The sequence below is a fragment of the Robertmurraya dakarensis genome (assembly GCF_900156875.1).
GTDB classification, from domain to species: domain Bacteria; phylum Bacillota; class Bacilli; order Bacillales; family Cytobacillaceae; genus Robertmurraya; species Robertmurraya dakarensis.
The window spans coordinates 2,511,743-2,526,669 of sequence record NZ_LT707409.1; the positions used below are offsets into that span (position 1 = coordinate 2,511,743).

The following is a 14,927-nucleotide window of genomic DNA, read 5'->3' on the forward strand; positions in this document are numbered from 1 at the left end:
TGATAATAAAGGGAATTTTTTCACTTATCAGTCATCTAATAACAAAAAAAAGCGCGCTGGGTTTGACATTTTACAGCCTTATCCCACATAAAAAGAGGTGCAAATAGCACCTCCAGCCATCTAAATTTCATGATCCACATGTTTGTTCATGTCGAACTGCCCATCTTCCTGGTCAATTACTCCATTATTATATGCATTCATGATTTGTTCACTCACTTGTCTTGCTCCCTGATCATCATAGAGAAATCCGAATGAACTGTTATGGTTTTCCTTCACCATTTTGCAACTCCCCCTAAAAAAATATTTTTAATAGCATCCTTATTTTTCGAAATTTTGCCACAGATATTCAAAAAAAAGAATTGTATAATTAAGGTAAAGGAGGAGATATAAATGTCTGTTGGATATAAAAATATATTAGTAGCTGTGGATGGATCTACAGAGGCTGAATGGGCCTTAAAGAAGGCGATTGAAATCGCTAAAAGAAACGATAGTACGATTGTATTGGCACATATTATTGATACACGAACATTTGCAACCGTTGAGGCTTATGACAGCACGATTGCTGAAAGAGCAGACAAGTTCGCCACTGAATTAATGGAAAACTATAAAAAGGTCGCTACAGATGCCGGCGTAAAAGATGTTAAGTTTGTTGTTGACTATGGTTCCCCTAAAGTTAAAATACCTAAAGATATTGCTAAGAAAAATAATGTAGATTTAATTATTTGTGGTGCAACTGGTCTAAATGCAGTGGAAAGATTCCTAATTGGAAGCGTTTCAGAACATATTACTCGTTACGCACCATGCGATGTATTAATCGTTCGTACTGAAAAAGATGCAGAATAAAGCAAAAGGGGGAGGTTGTCTTTGACAACCTCCCCCTTCTATATTGAGTTTATTTTAAAGCCTCTTCAGCCTTCTGAATAGCTTTGCGGATTTGCTCAAAACCTGTACCACCCGCACTATTTCTTCTCTGTACTGCTGTAACAGGGTTTAAGACATGATAGATATCCTCTTCAAATAATGGATTTGCTTCCTTAAATTCATCAAGTGATAAATCAGCTAGGTAGCAGCCTTTCTGCACACAAGTCAGCACAAGTTGTCCCACTATTTCATGACTCTCACGGAATGGAATGCCTTTACCTGATAGGTAATCAGCTAGCTCTGTCGCATTGGAAAAATCATTCTTCGTTGCTTTTTCCATCTCGCCAGTATTCACCTTCATCGTATTAATCATTCCAGCAAAGATTTTAAGCGAGCCCGTTACCGTCTTCACCGTATCGAACATTCCCTCTTTATCTTCCTGCATATCTTTGTTATAGGCCAGCGGAAGTCCTTTCAAGACAGTTAAAAGTCCCATTAGGTTTCCATATACCCTGCCCGTTTTCCCTCTGATAAGCTCTGCCATATCAGGGTTCTTCTTCTGCGGCATAATACTGCTGCCTGTTGAAAAACTGTCATCCAGTTCGATAAAACGGAATTCCTGTGTTGACCAAAGAATAATTTCCTCTCCCAGGCGAGAAAGATGCATCATCAAAATAGAACTAGCAGATAAAAATTCTAAAATAAAATCACGGTCACTTACGGCATCCAGACTGTTTTCATAGATTCCTTCGAACTCAAGCAGACTTGCAGAATACTCTCGATCAATCGGAAAGGTTGTTCCTGCTAACGCACCCGCTCCCAGCGGGGATACATTTATTCTCTTTAAAGATTCCTGGTATCTTTGCTTATCACGCTCTAGCATCCAAAAATAAGCCATCAAGTGATGTGCAAAAGAAATAGGCTGAGCTCTCTGCAGATGAGTGTAACCAGGCATGATGGTTTCAACATGCTCTTGTGCCTGTTTTAATAGTGCTGCCTGCATCTCAGACACTAACTCAATGATCACTGACGTTTGTTTACGTAAATATAGATGCATATCCGTCGCAACCTGATCATTTCTGCTTCGGCCAGTGTGAAGCTTTCCTCCCACTGGCCCAACCATTTCTGTTAACATGCTTTCAAGGTTTAAATGAATATCTTCAAGTTTCACAGAATATTGCAATTCATCTTTTGCTGCCTTTTCTTTAAGTTCTTGAAGACCTTTTTTAATTTGAAGAGACTCTTCTTCACTAATAATTCCGCTTTTTGCCAGCATCGTGACATGAGCGATGCTTCCGTCTAAATCTTCAAGAACAAGCTCTTGATCAAAGGAAATGGAAGCCCCAAATTCGTCTACCCATTCCTCTGCTGTTTTTGTAAATCTTCCGCCCCAAAGCTTTTTCACACTGTCACCTTCTTGTTTTGTACCATGCTTTGAACCTTAGTTGGCAATCCAAATAATTCGATAAATCCAACAGCTGCAGCATGATCAAATTCGTCTGCTTTTGTATAAGTTGCTAGTTTTTCATCATATAGAGAATAAGGAGATTTTCTTCCTTCTACAATTGCATGGCCTTTGAATAACTTAATGCGTACTGTACCTGTTACAAACTTTTGCGTTTCTGCTAAGAATGCTTTTAGTGCATTTGTTAATGGCGAGAACCACAGACCATCATAGATCACTTCTGTCAATTTCTTAGAAATAACTGGTTTGAAGTGAGCTACTTCTTTTACTAGTGTAATATCTTCAAGCTCTTTATGAGCTTTAATTAACGTCATAGCAGCAGGTGCTTCGTACACTTCACGAGATTTAATCCCTACTAAGCGGTTCTCAACATGGTCGATACGCCCAACTCCATGTTTCCCTGCAAGATTATTTAACTCAAGAATTAATTCATACAACGGATAAGCTTTTCCGTTAAGACTAACTGGAACGCCTTTTTCAAAATCGATTTCAACGATATCTGGAGTATCAGGCGTATATTCTAAGCCTGTTGTTAAGTCATAAGCATCTTCAGGCGGAGCAGCCCATGGATCTTCTAAAATTCCACATTCATTTGCTCTTCCCCAAAGGTTTTGGTCAATAGAGTATGGGCTGTCTAGATTAATTGGAACAGGAATTCCATTTTTCTTTGCATATTCAATTTCTTCTTCACGTGACCATTTCCACTCACGTACAGGAGCAAGTACTTCTAAATCTGGATTTAAAGCCTTAATGGATACTTCAAATCTTACCTGGTCATTCCCTTTTCCAGTACACCCGTGCGCAACTGCTACAGCACCTTCCTGCTCTGCAATCTCAACAAGTTTCTTTGCAATTAATGGACGAGAAAGAGCTGAAACTAAAGGATATTTGTCTTCATACAAAGTGTGGGCTTGCAGAGAGATTAATGCATATTCATTAGCGAATTCTTCTCTTGCATCAATCATATGAGAGCTAACCGCTCCTACCTTCAGAGCTTTTTCTTTAACGAAGTCTAAGTCTTTTCCTTCACCGACATCTAAACAGCACGCAACAACTGCGTATCCTTGATCTTGTAACCATTTAATTGCTACAGAAGTATCTAAACCACCAGAGTATGCAAGAACTACTTTTTGATTTGCCATGTGAAAATTTCCTCCTCATATGTTTAGGCTTTATTGCCTCTATCTTTTTTATTTACGAATAAATATTCATTTGGATTATATTTTTATTCCTTTTCTTGCTATTCAATTTACCAATTTTAGCGAAACTTTTCAATACTTATTCTTCATTTTGTATAAAAATAAATTTATTTTTATATTTTTCTAACATTTTTTTCCATATAAGGGGCCGAAAAGTAAAAAACATCCCGCATTTAAGGAAATGAACTATTTCAAAGGAGTTTGCGTATTGTTATAGTATAATAGAATATAAGAAAGCAAATCTGGGGGAAATTTAAATATGGAGGAGCATTTTTCATTTGATGAAAGGTTAGGAATTGAGATTCCAATTCTTGAATTTAATTGGGATGATTATCCGCTGGAAACGCAGCAATCGATTTTGTTTTATTGGGAGAAGATTCGCGGTAGAATACCCGACCGTATCGCAGACATTGAAAAGATCATTAATAAAAAACAACTTCAGCTTTCAGATGAAAATGACTTTAAGGTTTCATGCCAACTTAATTCTGATATCGCCGATCTTGCATCGATTATTAATGATCTTTGGCTTTGGTATCGGGCTAATCAGCATGTTTCCGGCAAAATCCATCAATAAATGACTGAAAGCCCAAAGTATTGGGCTTTCATAGATCCTTCTTAAGCTCTCGTACAATATGTGCTATCTCGGGAAGGATAAGTTTATTCATAGCCAGCTTGACAGCACCGCTTGAACCAGGTGTTGAAAAAACAGCCTTATCTTGAACAACCCCAGCTGTTGCACGCGATAAAATCGCTGCTGAGCCTATATCCTCCTGGTAGCTTAACATTCTAAACAGCTCTCCAAAGCCGCTGATTTCCTTATCAAACAACTTCTGTACCGTTTCAATGGTAACATCTAGCTTCGCAATTCCTGTTCCACCGTTCGTTAAAATACAATCAATGTTTGGATTTTCACATCCCTTGATTACTTCATCCCGTATTGGATCCGCTTCATCTTTTACAATTACATAATCACCAATAATATGTCCTGACGATTCAAGCATCGAGATCATCAGCTGTCCGCTTTTATCAGTTTCCTTCGTTCTAGTATCACTAACTGTAATAATTTTACAAGTTACTTGTTGTGGTGCAGCTTGCTTATGTTCAGTTATGCTCATTTTACTTCTCCTTTTCCAGTAAAAACCTCATCTGATAATACTTATGTGCAAATTCTGTTACTCTTCTTGTTAATTGATAATTCATTCCGGCTCCTATAGCCATGCTTAAAAATGGAACGCCTTGGAACTTCTTATTTTTAAACAAAAGAATCGTAAATGCTTTTAACATTTGCTTGATTGGCTGGTCAAGGGTTGTAAGATTGGTCAATTCATCCTCACCATCGTAAAAATAGTACTCATCGGTATTCTTTAATTCATGCATTAATTGCTCCCACGCCTGGGCCTGTATACGCATTGGCAATGTTGCAGCATGAGAAACCTTTAAAGAGGTCATCATTTCAAACGGATGATTTACCTCATATCCATAAACAATCGCAATTAATTGGACTACTCTAATATTAATGACCACCATAGCTGGTATGTCCGTCCCTAAGAGAAGTGTTCCTCCTGTTCCCGACAAGCCACCTTGCGTAAGTGAATAAAGACGATGACGGGCAATCTGCTGCTGAGCTATGTATTGTAGTTGATCAATCGTTAATTTCTTTAAATCATCAATCTCTTCTATATCATGAACAAAAATTCTTCCTGCTGAAAGAATTCTCTCCCTCGCATCATGCTGCAATTGCATTCCTTGTATAAAGGAATGGAAATGAAAAAGCCATGTATCAAGCACCGAAAAGAATTCGGCTTGCTTTTCTTCAGGCAGAAGGGAGAAAGCACGATCCACATATTTTTCATAGGTTAATTCAAGATCATTTGGCATGTAATTATAAAGACTCTTTTCCCATTCTTTTATCTCACTTAAAACCATTTTATCCCTATCCGTTAAAGCCATTCCTAGATCCCTCCTAACACTTCTGCTTTTACCCATAGTATAGCATACCGTCTAATGCTATTAACAAAAACAAAAGACAAAAGCACATTCAGCTTTTGTCTTAGTTAAATTCTTATTTAGATAATCTTACAACATCCCTTGCAATCATCACTTCTTCATTTGTAGGGATGACCATAACTTTGACAGGGGAATGCGGATAGCTGATGAATGCTTCTTCGCCACGTACTTTATTTAATGCAGGATCAAAGTAGACACCCATGAATTCTAATCCTTTTAGTACACGTTCGCGAATAGCTGTGCTATTTTCACCAATACCAGCTGTAAAGATAATAGCATCAACTCCATACATGCGTGCTGCATAGGAACCGATGTATTTATGAATTCGATTCGCAAAAACCTGCAGTGCTAACTCTGCACGTTCGTTCCCGTTTTCTGCTTCATCCTCAATATCTCGTAAATCACTTGAAAACCCGGAAATAGCAAGCATTCCACTCTTCTTGTTTAAAACATCAAGAACTTCTTCTGCTGTTTTATTCGTTTTTTCCATGATGTAAGGAATAAGGGCAGGGTCAATATTTCCTGAGCGCGTCCCCATTGTAACTCCTGCTAATGGTGTGAATCCCATGGAAGTATCGATGGATTTTCCACCTTCAATCGCAGCAATACTTGCTCCATTACCAAGGTGACAAGATAATAGACGAAGCTGTTCAAGCGGACGTCCAAGCATTTCAGCTGCTCTTTCTGAAACATATTTATGAGATGTACCATGGAACCCATATTTGCGAATTCCATATTTTTCATAATACTCATATGGTAAGCTGTAAAGGAAAGAATTTTCCGGCATTGTTTGATGAAAAGCTGTATCAAAAACTGCTACTGCAGGAACATTCGGCAAAACTTGTTGAAAAGCTCTAATTCCTGTCACATTTGCAGGGTTATGAAGGGGAGCAAGCTCTGAAAGTGCTTCAATTTTATTTAGAACTTCATCCGAAATTAAGACTGAATCATTAAAATCTTCCCCGCCGTGAACAACACGATGTCCAATTCCGTTTATTTCATCTAATGATTTGATAATTCCTAAAGTCGTAAGCTTATCAAGCAGCATTTTTACCGCTACTTCATGATTGGGAATATCACTTACTTCCTTTACCTTTTCGTCATTTACAGAAATAGTAAAAATGGAATCATTTAATCCGATTCTCTCAATTAACCCTTTCGTAATAACTTCCTCCGACGGCATTTCAAATAACTGAAACTTTAATGATGAACTCCCTGCATTAATCGCAATTACTTTAGACATAATGTTTAACGCTCCTTTTACACGACAATTATGTACTTATTTAAGTTTTTACTCTCTTTGTATTCTGTTCTATTTCATTCATTTCTATCGATTCATTCCTCATTTAATCATTCATTGTTTTATTATTCAAGAAATACCTTGTAATGATATCGTTTACATGGTAAAATAAATATTTTCGCACTTTTTGGAATGTAAAAAATAATAGCCATTGTCAAAAGACAATAGCTATTTGTGACGACTTTTATTTATTTTCTACGATCCATTGATCAATTTTTCTTAGAATTTTATCCACTTCTGTTGCAATAGAAAGGCTTGGAAGATTTACTAGAAGCACTTGTTTTGGCTGCTTCGCCTCCGCCCCTTTCTTCTGAAGAATTAGGATGCTTTTCATAGAATCTTTATTCCGAAACATCGTGGACGGCAGTTGGAGAATAGCCTGAATATAGACATGTTCTTGTAAATATTCATGTAATTTAGGAGCTTCTTTACTTTCAAACAATCCATTTGGAATGACTAGAAACAAGTATCCACCATCCTTACTGTAATTCACACTCTGCTCAATAAAAAGATGATGGGCATATGAATGTCCTTCATCAGATTTCAGTTTGTACTGAGATGCCCCTGCATCATTAGGATAATAGCCTACTGGCAGGTCACTAACAATGGCATCGACAGGATCAATAAACAATGCTTCCAAACTATCTTGGTTAAACAATTGAAGTGGATGTTCTTGAAGGTTAGCATTAACATAAGCTAGTTTTACAAGCAAATCGTCAATATCGACACCAATCCCTTCAACTGTCTTATTGGTTTGCTGGTTTATCACAGTTGTTAATAGATTTCCTGTACCAACAGCCGGGTCCAATAAACGAATTGGTGAGGAATCTACAAATTTACTGACTAAATAACCGATCAACATTCCTACCGTATCTGGTGTCATTTGGTGATTCGGCTGAACACTCTCCTTCATTCCTTTTAAAGCAGCTAATTGGAAGGATTTACGTATCTCTTCTTTTGGATACTTGCTTAATTGAAAGCTATCGTAACTCTTTTTTAAGCGTTTGACCGTCAGTTCACTAAGTCCCTCCTGAAGGATAGACTGCTGAAATAGATTTTCACCTGTTTCAGCCAAAGCTTCTAAATATGTAATCGACAATTCTTCTTGAAGAATGGCTGCCGTCTCATTAAAAATTGAAAATAAATCTTCAACCGGAGAAATCTTCATCCTGTAACCTCCTTTTATCATTTTCCTATTGTATATGGGAATAAAACCAATCACAAGTTTAAAGCATCTTACTAGTTATGTAGTGGCATTAAGGTAAAAGAAAAAGAAAAGACCTCGATCAGTATCACGAGGTCTAACTTTGCTTGCTGTTTTTAAGCGTTAATTATTTAGCTGCCTTAGCTGCTTCAATTGCAGCCTCGTAGTTTGGATGGTCTGTGCCTTCGCTTACATATTCTGCATATGTAACAGTGTCATTGGAATCAACAACAAATACAGCACGAGCAAGTAAACGAAGTTCTTTCATTGCTACCCCAAACGCTTCCCCAAAAGAAAGGTCACGGTGGTCAGAAAGAGTTTGAACGTTTTCAATACCTGCAGCTCCACACCAGCGCTTTTGAGCAAATGGCAGATCGACACTAACTGTTAAAATTTTAACATTGTCTAATTTTGCAGCTTCTTCATTAAAACGGCGAGTTTGTGCATCACAAACTCCTGTATCTAGAGAAGGAACTACACTAATTAAACGAACTTGTCCTTTAGAATCTTCTAATGTAACAGGAGATAAATCATTTGCTAATACTGTAAAGTTTGGTGCTTTGTCACCAACTTTAACCTCTGATCCTAATAATGTTACTGGGTTTCCCTTAAAAGTAACTGATGCCATTTGGCCTCATCCTCCTTACCAACATATGTACAGTGTAAATCATAAACTATTTTGGCACATTTATGCAAATAATAAAGGTTAAATTTTGAAAAGTCTTAAAAAAAAGTTAACCCTCTTAACCGAGAGTTAACTTGTTGCTTAAATTTCCAAATCTTCCTTCGGACCGCTATATTCAGGATTTTGATACCCCTGGCTTTGCTGGCTATTTTGATTTTGGCCGCTTTGACCGTTTTGTTGATTCCCTTGAGAGCCTTGGTTCCCCTGCCCCGAATTATTTTTATTAGAGAACATTTGCTGAATCTTATCAACAGCTTGAGGAGCCAAATCAAGGATTTTTTCGTATAAGTGCGTACTTTCATCCAAGTGTACCATTCTTACTTCTTTTGAGTTAACAATTAAAAAAGCGATTGGAGTAATGGAGACACCTCCACCGCTACCCCCGCCAAAAGGATGTTTTGAACCCTGACCCTGACCCTGGCCTTGGCCTCCTCCTTTTGATTCACCATCAATAATAAATTCACTTCCTCCAGCCGCAAACCCAAAACCTACTTTTGATACAGTTAAAATTACACTACCATCAGGGGTTTCAACTGGATCACCAATAATCGTGTTTACATCAATCATTTCTTTTAAGTTTTCCATGGCGGTTGTCATCAACCCTTGAATTGGATGTTCGGACATTTATCCTTCCTCCTCTATATCGATTTTGTTTTGTTTTGAGAAAAATGAGCTAACGGTTTTGTTCGAAAGCGAGGTTTCCCGCCTTTCCAGTATTTAATCAGTTTAATACCTGCAAACATAGCATGTCCTATCCGAAACATAATCATACATTTAAATGAAGTTTGACCCATAGTTGCATTAAAATTTGGTGTAACCATAATTTGCGGGATGGTTTTAACCTTCATTAGAGTACTAACTAATCCAATTAAACTCCCCTTTACCGTCCAAAAAGCGCCACATATCATTCCCGTATAGGCAGCATCACCAACTCCGACGACCGTATTCCACTCCATTTTTGTGACAACCGTCTTACTTAAAAACCAGCGGACTATTTTATATAAGCCCACAACATGCTTTAATAGTTGATTGACATCTTTAAAACTGTCCAACATTTCTTCAGGAGTAAACTTTTTCGTATCCTGAGCTTTATCCTTTTCATTAGGTCCTGCCTCGACCTTTTCTTTTACAACTAAACTCGGAGAATCATCATCCATTTTCATAACTGGTACATTCAATTTGTACTGAATAAGTCCAAGTAAAGCTTTGAATTTAATTTCTAAATGATCATTATTTTGCCCGTGGTAGTAATCAATATATACTCGTAATTTTGTAAACAAAAACAATAGTAATAAAAATAAAAGGACCAGTAATACTAATAAAACCCACTTCATTCCTACACAACCTTTCAGCCTCCTATTATCTACAAAAACCAAAAAAATAAACCTGTCGAAAATGAAACGACAGGTTTATTTTTTCTTATTCTATTACGATTTTTCATGGACGACAGTAGTATCTGCAAACAGGTCATGCAAGCCTTGCTTTTTCGGTAAAAACGCCACAATAATATACGTAATCCAGATAGACGTCGAAATAAAACGACCAATCCATTCACGAAAGAGTACAGTACCCCAAGAGAGCCTTTCTCCTTTTAGATTAACAACCTTCAGACCAAATACCATTTTCCCTAACGTTTGACCAAAGAACTTCGTCATGAGTACAAAATAAGCATAAAATGTGATGGCAGCAGCAATGGAGATTGGTGCAAATATGCTAATCGCGTTTAATTCTAATCCCAGCATCTTAAATATAGGATTGATGATGATGCGATCTATACTCCCAATCACAACCAAATCAAGCAGGTATGCCCAAAAGCGCATCCAAAAACCCGCAAAACTCAATTTTCTCTCTACTTTTCCACCATTATGAAATTCTTCGTTGTCTTTCACTAACTTTTGTTCTTCTATAATAGCAGGGGAAGCACTTTCTTCTAACTGGTTTATTTGACCTTCTTCTGGAATTGAATCATGTTCTTTCACAAATGCTCCCTCCTATTCGCTATATAGATACATAAGCCGCGGTGAATTAGTGTGCGATAGTATCTTTATTAGTCCATCGATCTCAAGATCTTCTCCGATTATTTTCTGTGCTCCCATTGAAAGCAGTGAGCCGAACCCAAAATTTTCTGTGTAAGAAACAACTTGTGCATCCTTAAGCTTTTGTTCATTCTTCACTTCTTCAATGACATCCTCAAAATACCCGAAACCGTCCACTAGACCAATTTCCTTCGCCTGTCGCCCATCGTAAATTCTGCCGTCTGCTATTTTCTTCACTTCATCAACAGACAGCCCTCTTCCCTCAGAAATAACCTTTACAAATCCTTCATAAGAGTTATTGATCATCGATTGAAGGATCGCTCTTTCCTCTTCCGTCATTTCTCTTGTCGAACTCATAATATCTTTATATGGCCCACTCTTAATGGTGACGAATTCAACGCCATATTTTTCAGCCAGACCCGCAAAATTATAGCCTTGCATAATGACTCCGAGTGATCCTGTCAGCGTTTCTGGACTTGCGAATATTTTGTGAGCAGGAGCTGATATATAGTAACCTCCTGATGCAGCCATTGATCCCATTGATATGTAGACTGGTTTTTTTGCTTCATTCTGAATTTCTACTATTTTGTCATGAATCTCCGCGCTTTCAACTACTCCCCCGCCAGGTGTATTTACTCTTAAGATTACGGCCTTCACAGACTCATCATCTTTTACATGATTGAGGTTTTCCATAAATGCCCGATGGTTATAACCTGACGTTGCAAAAAGAGAACCTGCCTCCCCTGTATCTTGAATGACCCCATTCAAATCCAGTACCGCAATTTTATTAAACGGATCTCCTTCTTCAATCACTTCCTCTAAAAACATTTCATCCGCTGACCCAAACCATTGATCAAATGATGCTTCAAAATCGTTAAAAGCAAACGTTGATAAAGTATTGACTACAATTGAAAAAAACAATAACGCCGCTGCTATCCCTAGAGCAGCCCAACGTTTTCCATTCATTCTAAATCCTCCTCCTGTCTTTGCCTACTTGTAGATTAGTGTTCAATAAATGTCCTTATTTTCTATTACGTGCTTTCTTTTAAAATGTTTCAAAAACATCTACACTATAATAAACAAGTGTTATACAAAATATGATTAAATTGGATAATAAAGGGTGCGCTTCGGGCAATTTAATCAAAAGTTTCCAGTAATAGTGTAACAAATAAACAGCTTAACTTGTAAACAACAATACTGAACGGAGGAATACAAATGCCTGATCGTCGTAATATTTTTTTATATTACAAAAAAAATCAAGAAATGATTGAAAAGGTTAAGCCTTTTTATGAATACATTGATCACTATGGTTTTAATATCGTACAGGACCATAGAAAAGCGAACATTATTATGAGTTTCGGCGGAGATGGAACTTTTCTGCAAGCGGTAAGGAAGACAGGCTTTAGAGAAGATTGTTTGTATACAGGTGTTTCCACCGGGAAGCTGAATGTCTATTGTGATTTTCAAATTGATGAAATCGCGAGCATGGTTGAAGCAGTTAAGAACGAAGAAACAGAGGTTAGACGCTACCCTACTATTGATGTGACGGTAGACGATCAAATGTCTTTTCAATGTTTAAATGAATTCAGTATTCGTTCTTCCATAATAAAGACCTTCGTTATGGATGTATTTATAGATGATTTACATTTTGAAACATTTAGGGGCGATGGAATGGTAGTCTCAACACCCTCTGGGAGCACCGCCTACAGCAAGTCTATTAACGGTGCTATTGTAGACCCGCTAGTACCTTCCATTCAAGTCAGTGAACTTGCTTCCCTCAATAATAATCAATATCGAACACTAGGTTCACCATTCATCTTAAGCGGCGGGCGGCAGCTTACTTTAAGAATTTTGCAGGATGGCAATGACCATCCAACCATGGGAATGGATAACGAGGCTCTAAGTATCCAGCATGTAGAAAAGATCAACATAAAATTAAGTGATAAACAAATTAAAACCGTTAAACTTAAGAACAATTCATTTTGGGAAAAAGTGAAAAGAACATTTCTTTAAAAGAAAGAACGAGTGCAGCACGCACTCGTTCTTTGTTATTACCCAATTTTTTTCTGGAATCCCTAATTTTGCTGCGAGATTTCCATTTCCTTTTTCCGCAGCTCAATCCGTCTAATTTTACCAGATGTAGTCTTTGGTAAGTCTGGTACAAACTCTATTTTTCTTGGATATTTATAAGGAGCAGTTAATTTCTTCACATGCTCTTGAAGATTTTTAACCAAGTCTGGGTCTTCATGATTAACCCCATCTCGCAGGACGATAAATGCTTTTACCACACTGCCTCTAACTTCATCTGGGCTGGCAACGACCGCACATTCCTTGACAGAAGGATGCTTAACGAGTGCATCTTCGACTTCAAATGGTCCAATTGTGTAGCCTGAGCTGATGATAATATCATCACCGCGCCCTTCGAACCAAAAATAACCTTCTTCGTCTTTTTTCGCTTTATCTCCCGTAATATAATATTCTCCTCGGAATTGCATCGCTGTACGTTCTGGATCTTTATAATAATGTTTGAAGAGTGCGGGTGTTTTTACATGTACTGCGATATCTCCGACCTCGCCTACTTCACATGGAAAACCGTCTTCATTGATAATTTCTACACTATTCCCTGGAATCGGTTTTCCCATTGAACCTGCTTTCAGACTCATTCCTTTCGTGATTCCGACAAGGAGTGTATTTTCAGTTTGCCCGTAGCCATCACGAACTTCAATATTAAAATGTTTCTTGAAGGTATCGATAACATTAACATTTAAAGGCTCACCTGCTGACACAGCACTTCGTAGATTAGAAAGCTTGTAATCTTGCAGATTATCAACCTTCGCCATGAGACGATACTCTGTTGGTGTACAGCAAAGAACATTCACCTTATATTGATCTAGTAATTGTAAATATTTATGCGGTTCAAATTTCCCGTGATAAACCAGTCCTGTCGCTCCAGAACCTAAAACAGATAAGAAGGGACTCCATATCCATTTTTGCCATCCAGGCCCCGCAGTTGCCCATACAATATCATCTTCCTCGATACATAACCAATTAGGTGCTGCCGCTCTTAAATGCGCATATGCCCATCCATGGGTATGCACAACTCCCTTAGGGTTGCCGGTTGTTCCGGATGTGTATGATAAAAATGCCATATCTTCTTTATCAGTGTCAGCTAATGCCAGAACTTCTGAGGATTTTTCCATCTCTTCTTCCAGATGGATCCATCCCTCTACCTTCGCACCAACTGCAAATTTGGTAATACTTTGTATTTCTTTAATATGATCAAATTGGTCAACATACTGATAATAACTGACAATTGCTTTAACATCACCATGAGAAATTCTGTACTGAAGGTCTTTCGTACGCAGCATTTCCGAACTTGGAATGACAACTAACCCTGCTTTTAAAGCTGCAACATAGACTTGATAGGCTTCAACCAATCTTGGAACAATGACAAGAACTACATCTCCCTTTTGTAAGCCGCTCTGCAAGAAAGCGTTTCCAATTCTATTTGCTTTTCCCAAAAGATCCTTATAGGTAATCTCTTTCTTATCACCGTCTTCAGATTCCCATTTCAATGCAAGTTTGTTAGGGTTTGCAGAAAATCTCTCCATTTCAGAAACTAAATTATATTTTTGCGGTGCTAACAGGTCCTCTCGTTTCATCCATAACTCCCCCTAAAATAGGATTAAATATGTAAAAAATAAAGCTTGCTTCTATTATACAAAATTTTAAAAAGATTATAAATTATTATATTGCTGTTAAAAGAAATTTATATCTATTATTATTATCTGGTCATAAAAACTGGTGATGAACTTATTTTACTCCTTCTCATGAAAAATCGCCAGTAAAAAGTAATCTTTATCTTGAGAAAATAATAAAGAAGCAGGCCGCAGCCTGCTTCTTGTAGCCATTTTTTATATAGTTTTTTTAATTAAAATTGTCCACCTTGTCCGCTCATTGATTGTTGAGCAAAAGATACTAGACGCTTAGTAATTTCTCCACCAACAGAACCGTTAGCACGAGAAGTTGTGTCAGCACCAAGGTTTACACCAAATTCTGAAGCAATCTCAATTTTCATTTGGTTAAGAGCTTGATCTGCACCAGGAACCAATAGCTGATTTGAGTTGTTGCTGTTGTTGTTTGCCATGTGTATCACCTCCTTGTGAGTAT

The 14,927-nt window shown here is 37.6% G+C and carries 17 protein-coding genes; 3 read left to right on the forward strand and 14 right to left on the reverse strand.

The window, feature by feature from the left end; genetic code table 11:
- Positions 1 to 120: 120 nt before the first annotated feature.
- Complete coding sequence (locus tag CZ487_RS27310; protein ID WP_202617864.1) at positions 121 to 279, reverse strand: hypothetical protein; 159 nt, start codon at positions 277 to 279, stop codon at positions 121 to 123.
- 111 nt (positions 280 to 390) lie between these two features.
- On the opposite strand from CZ487_RS27310, the gene CZ487_RS21015 reads away from it, so the two are divergent.
- Positions 391 to 843, forward strand: coding sequence for a universal stress protein (locus CZ487_RS21015; protein ID WP_077214237.1), 453 nt, complete (start codon positions 391 to 393; stop codon positions 841 to 843).
- A gap of 49 nt (positions 844 to 892) precedes the next feature.
- Here CZ487_RS21015 and argH read toward each other — a convergent pair whose 3' ends face one another.
- The gene (argH, locus tag CZ487_RS21020) at positions 893 to 2,266 is read right to left on the reverse strand and encodes an argininosuccinate lyase (RefSeq protein ID WP_077214238.1); all 1,374 of its coding nucleotides are present in this window, start codon (positions 2,264 to 2,266) and stop codon (positions 893 to 895) included.
- Entirely contained in the window at positions 2,263 to 3,468 is a 1,206-nt protein-coding gene (locus CZ487_RS21025) for an argininosuccinate synthase (protein ID WP_077214239.1), read from the reverse strand. The genes argH and CZ487_RS21025 overlap by 4 nt, the downstream gene beginning before the upstream one ends.
- 316 nt (positions 3,469 to 3,784) lie before the next feature.
- Here CZ487_RS21025 and CZ487_RS21030 point away from each other — a divergent pair, with 316 nt between their 5' ends.
- Positions 3,785 to 4,099 (forward strand): hypothetical protein, encoded by a 315-nt coding sequence (locus tag CZ487_RS21030; RefSeq protein ID WP_077214240.1) that lies wholly within the window; start codon positions 3,785 to 3,787, stop codon positions 4,097 to 4,099.
- Between the two features lie 28 nt (positions 4,100 to 4,127).
- On the opposite strand, the gene CZ487_RS21035 is transcribed toward CZ487_RS21030, so the two are convergent.
- The 9 genes from CZ487_RS21035 to sppA all read right to left on the reverse strand — a co-directional run bounded on the left by CZ487_RS21035 (position 4,128) and on the right by sppA (position 11,723).
- Positions 4,128 to 4,640, reverse strand: a complete 513-nt coding sequence (locus CZ487_RS21035; RefSeq protein ID WP_077214241.1) for a MogA/MoaB family molybdenum cofactor biosynthesis protein — start codon at positions 4,638 to 4,640, stop codon at positions 4,128 to 4,130.
- A gap of 1 nt (position 4,641) precedes the next feature.
- Positions 4,642 to 5,475, reverse strand: a complete 834-nt coding sequence (locus tag CZ487_RS21040) for an EcsC family protein (RefSeq protein WP_077214242.1) — start codon at positions 5,473 to 5,475, stop codon at positions 4,642 to 4,644.
- 112 nt (positions 5,476 to 5,587) lie between these two features.
- Complete coding sequence (locus tag CZ487_RS21045) at positions 5,588 to 6,775, reverse strand: acetate kinase (protein ID WP_077214243.1); 1,188 nt, start codon at positions 6,773 to 6,775, stop codon at positions 5,588 to 5,590.
- 241 nt (positions 6,776 to 7,016) lie between these two features.
- Positions 7,017 to 8,000, reverse strand: coding sequence for a class I SAM-dependent methyltransferase (locus tag CZ487_RS21050; protein WP_077214244.1), 984 nt, complete (start codon positions 7,998 to 8,000; stop codon positions 7,017 to 7,019).
- Positions 8,001 to 8,163: 163 nt separating this feature from the next.
- Positions 8,164 to 8,664: a thiol peroxidase gene (gene tpx / locus CZ487_RS21055; RefSeq protein ID WP_077214245.1), complete on the reverse strand. Its 501-nt coding sequence runs from the start codon at positions 8,662 to 8,664 to the stop codon at positions 8,164 to 8,166.
- Between the two features lie 138 nt (positions 8,665 to 8,802).
- Positions 8,803 to 9,345, reverse strand: coding sequence for a GerW family sporulation protein (ytfJ, locus tag CZ487_RS21060; RefSeq protein WP_077214246.1), 543 nt, complete (start codon positions 9,343 to 9,345; stop codon positions 8,803 to 8,805).
- A gap of 14 nt (positions 9,346 to 9,359) precedes the next feature.
- On the reverse strand, positions 9,360 to 10,055 hold the full coding sequence (locus CZ487_RS21065; protein WP_077214247.1) for a DUF2953 domain-containing protein: 696 nt from the start codon (positions 10,053 to 10,055) through the stop codon (positions 9,360 to 9,362).
- 93 nt (positions 10,056 to 10,148) lie between these two features.
- Positions 10,149 to 10,610 (reverse strand): RDD family protein, encoded by a 462-nt coding sequence (locus tag CZ487_RS21070; protein WP_237562975.1) that lies wholly within the window; start codon positions 10,608 to 10,610, stop codon positions 10,149 to 10,151.
- A gap of 102 nt (positions 10,611 to 10,712) precedes the next feature.
- Positions 10,713 to 11,723, reverse strand: a complete 1,011-nt coding sequence (sppA, locus tag CZ487_RS21075) for a signal peptide peptidase SppA (RefSeq protein WP_077214249.1) — start codon at positions 11,721 to 11,723, stop codon at positions 10,713 to 10,715.
- 249 nt (positions 11,724 to 11,972) lie between these two features.
- On the opposite strand from sppA, the gene CZ487_RS21080 reads away from it, so the two are divergent.
- On the forward strand, positions 11,973 to 12,770 hold the full coding sequence (locus CZ487_RS21080; protein WP_077214250.1) for an NAD kinase: 798 nt from the start codon (positions 11,973 to 11,975) through the stop codon (positions 12,768 to 12,770).
- Between the two features lie 62 nt (positions 12,771 to 12,832).
- On the opposite strand, the gene mbcS is transcribed toward CZ487_RS21080, so the two are convergent.
- The gene (mbcS, locus tag CZ487_RS21085; RefSeq protein WP_077214251.1) at positions 12,833 to 14,419 is read right to left on the reverse strand and encodes an acyl-CoA synthetase MbcS; all 1,587 of its coding nucleotides are present in this window, start codon (positions 14,417 to 14,419) and stop codon (positions 12,833 to 12,835) included.
- 269 nt (positions 14,420 to 14,688) lie between these two features.
- Positions 14,689 to 14,904, reverse strand: a complete 216-nt coding sequence (locus CZ487_RS21090; protein ID WP_077214252.1) for an alpha/beta-type small acid-soluble spore protein — start codon at positions 14,902 to 14,904, stop codon at positions 14,689 to 14,691.
- Between the last annotated feature and the right edge of the window lie 23 nt (positions 14,905 to 14,927).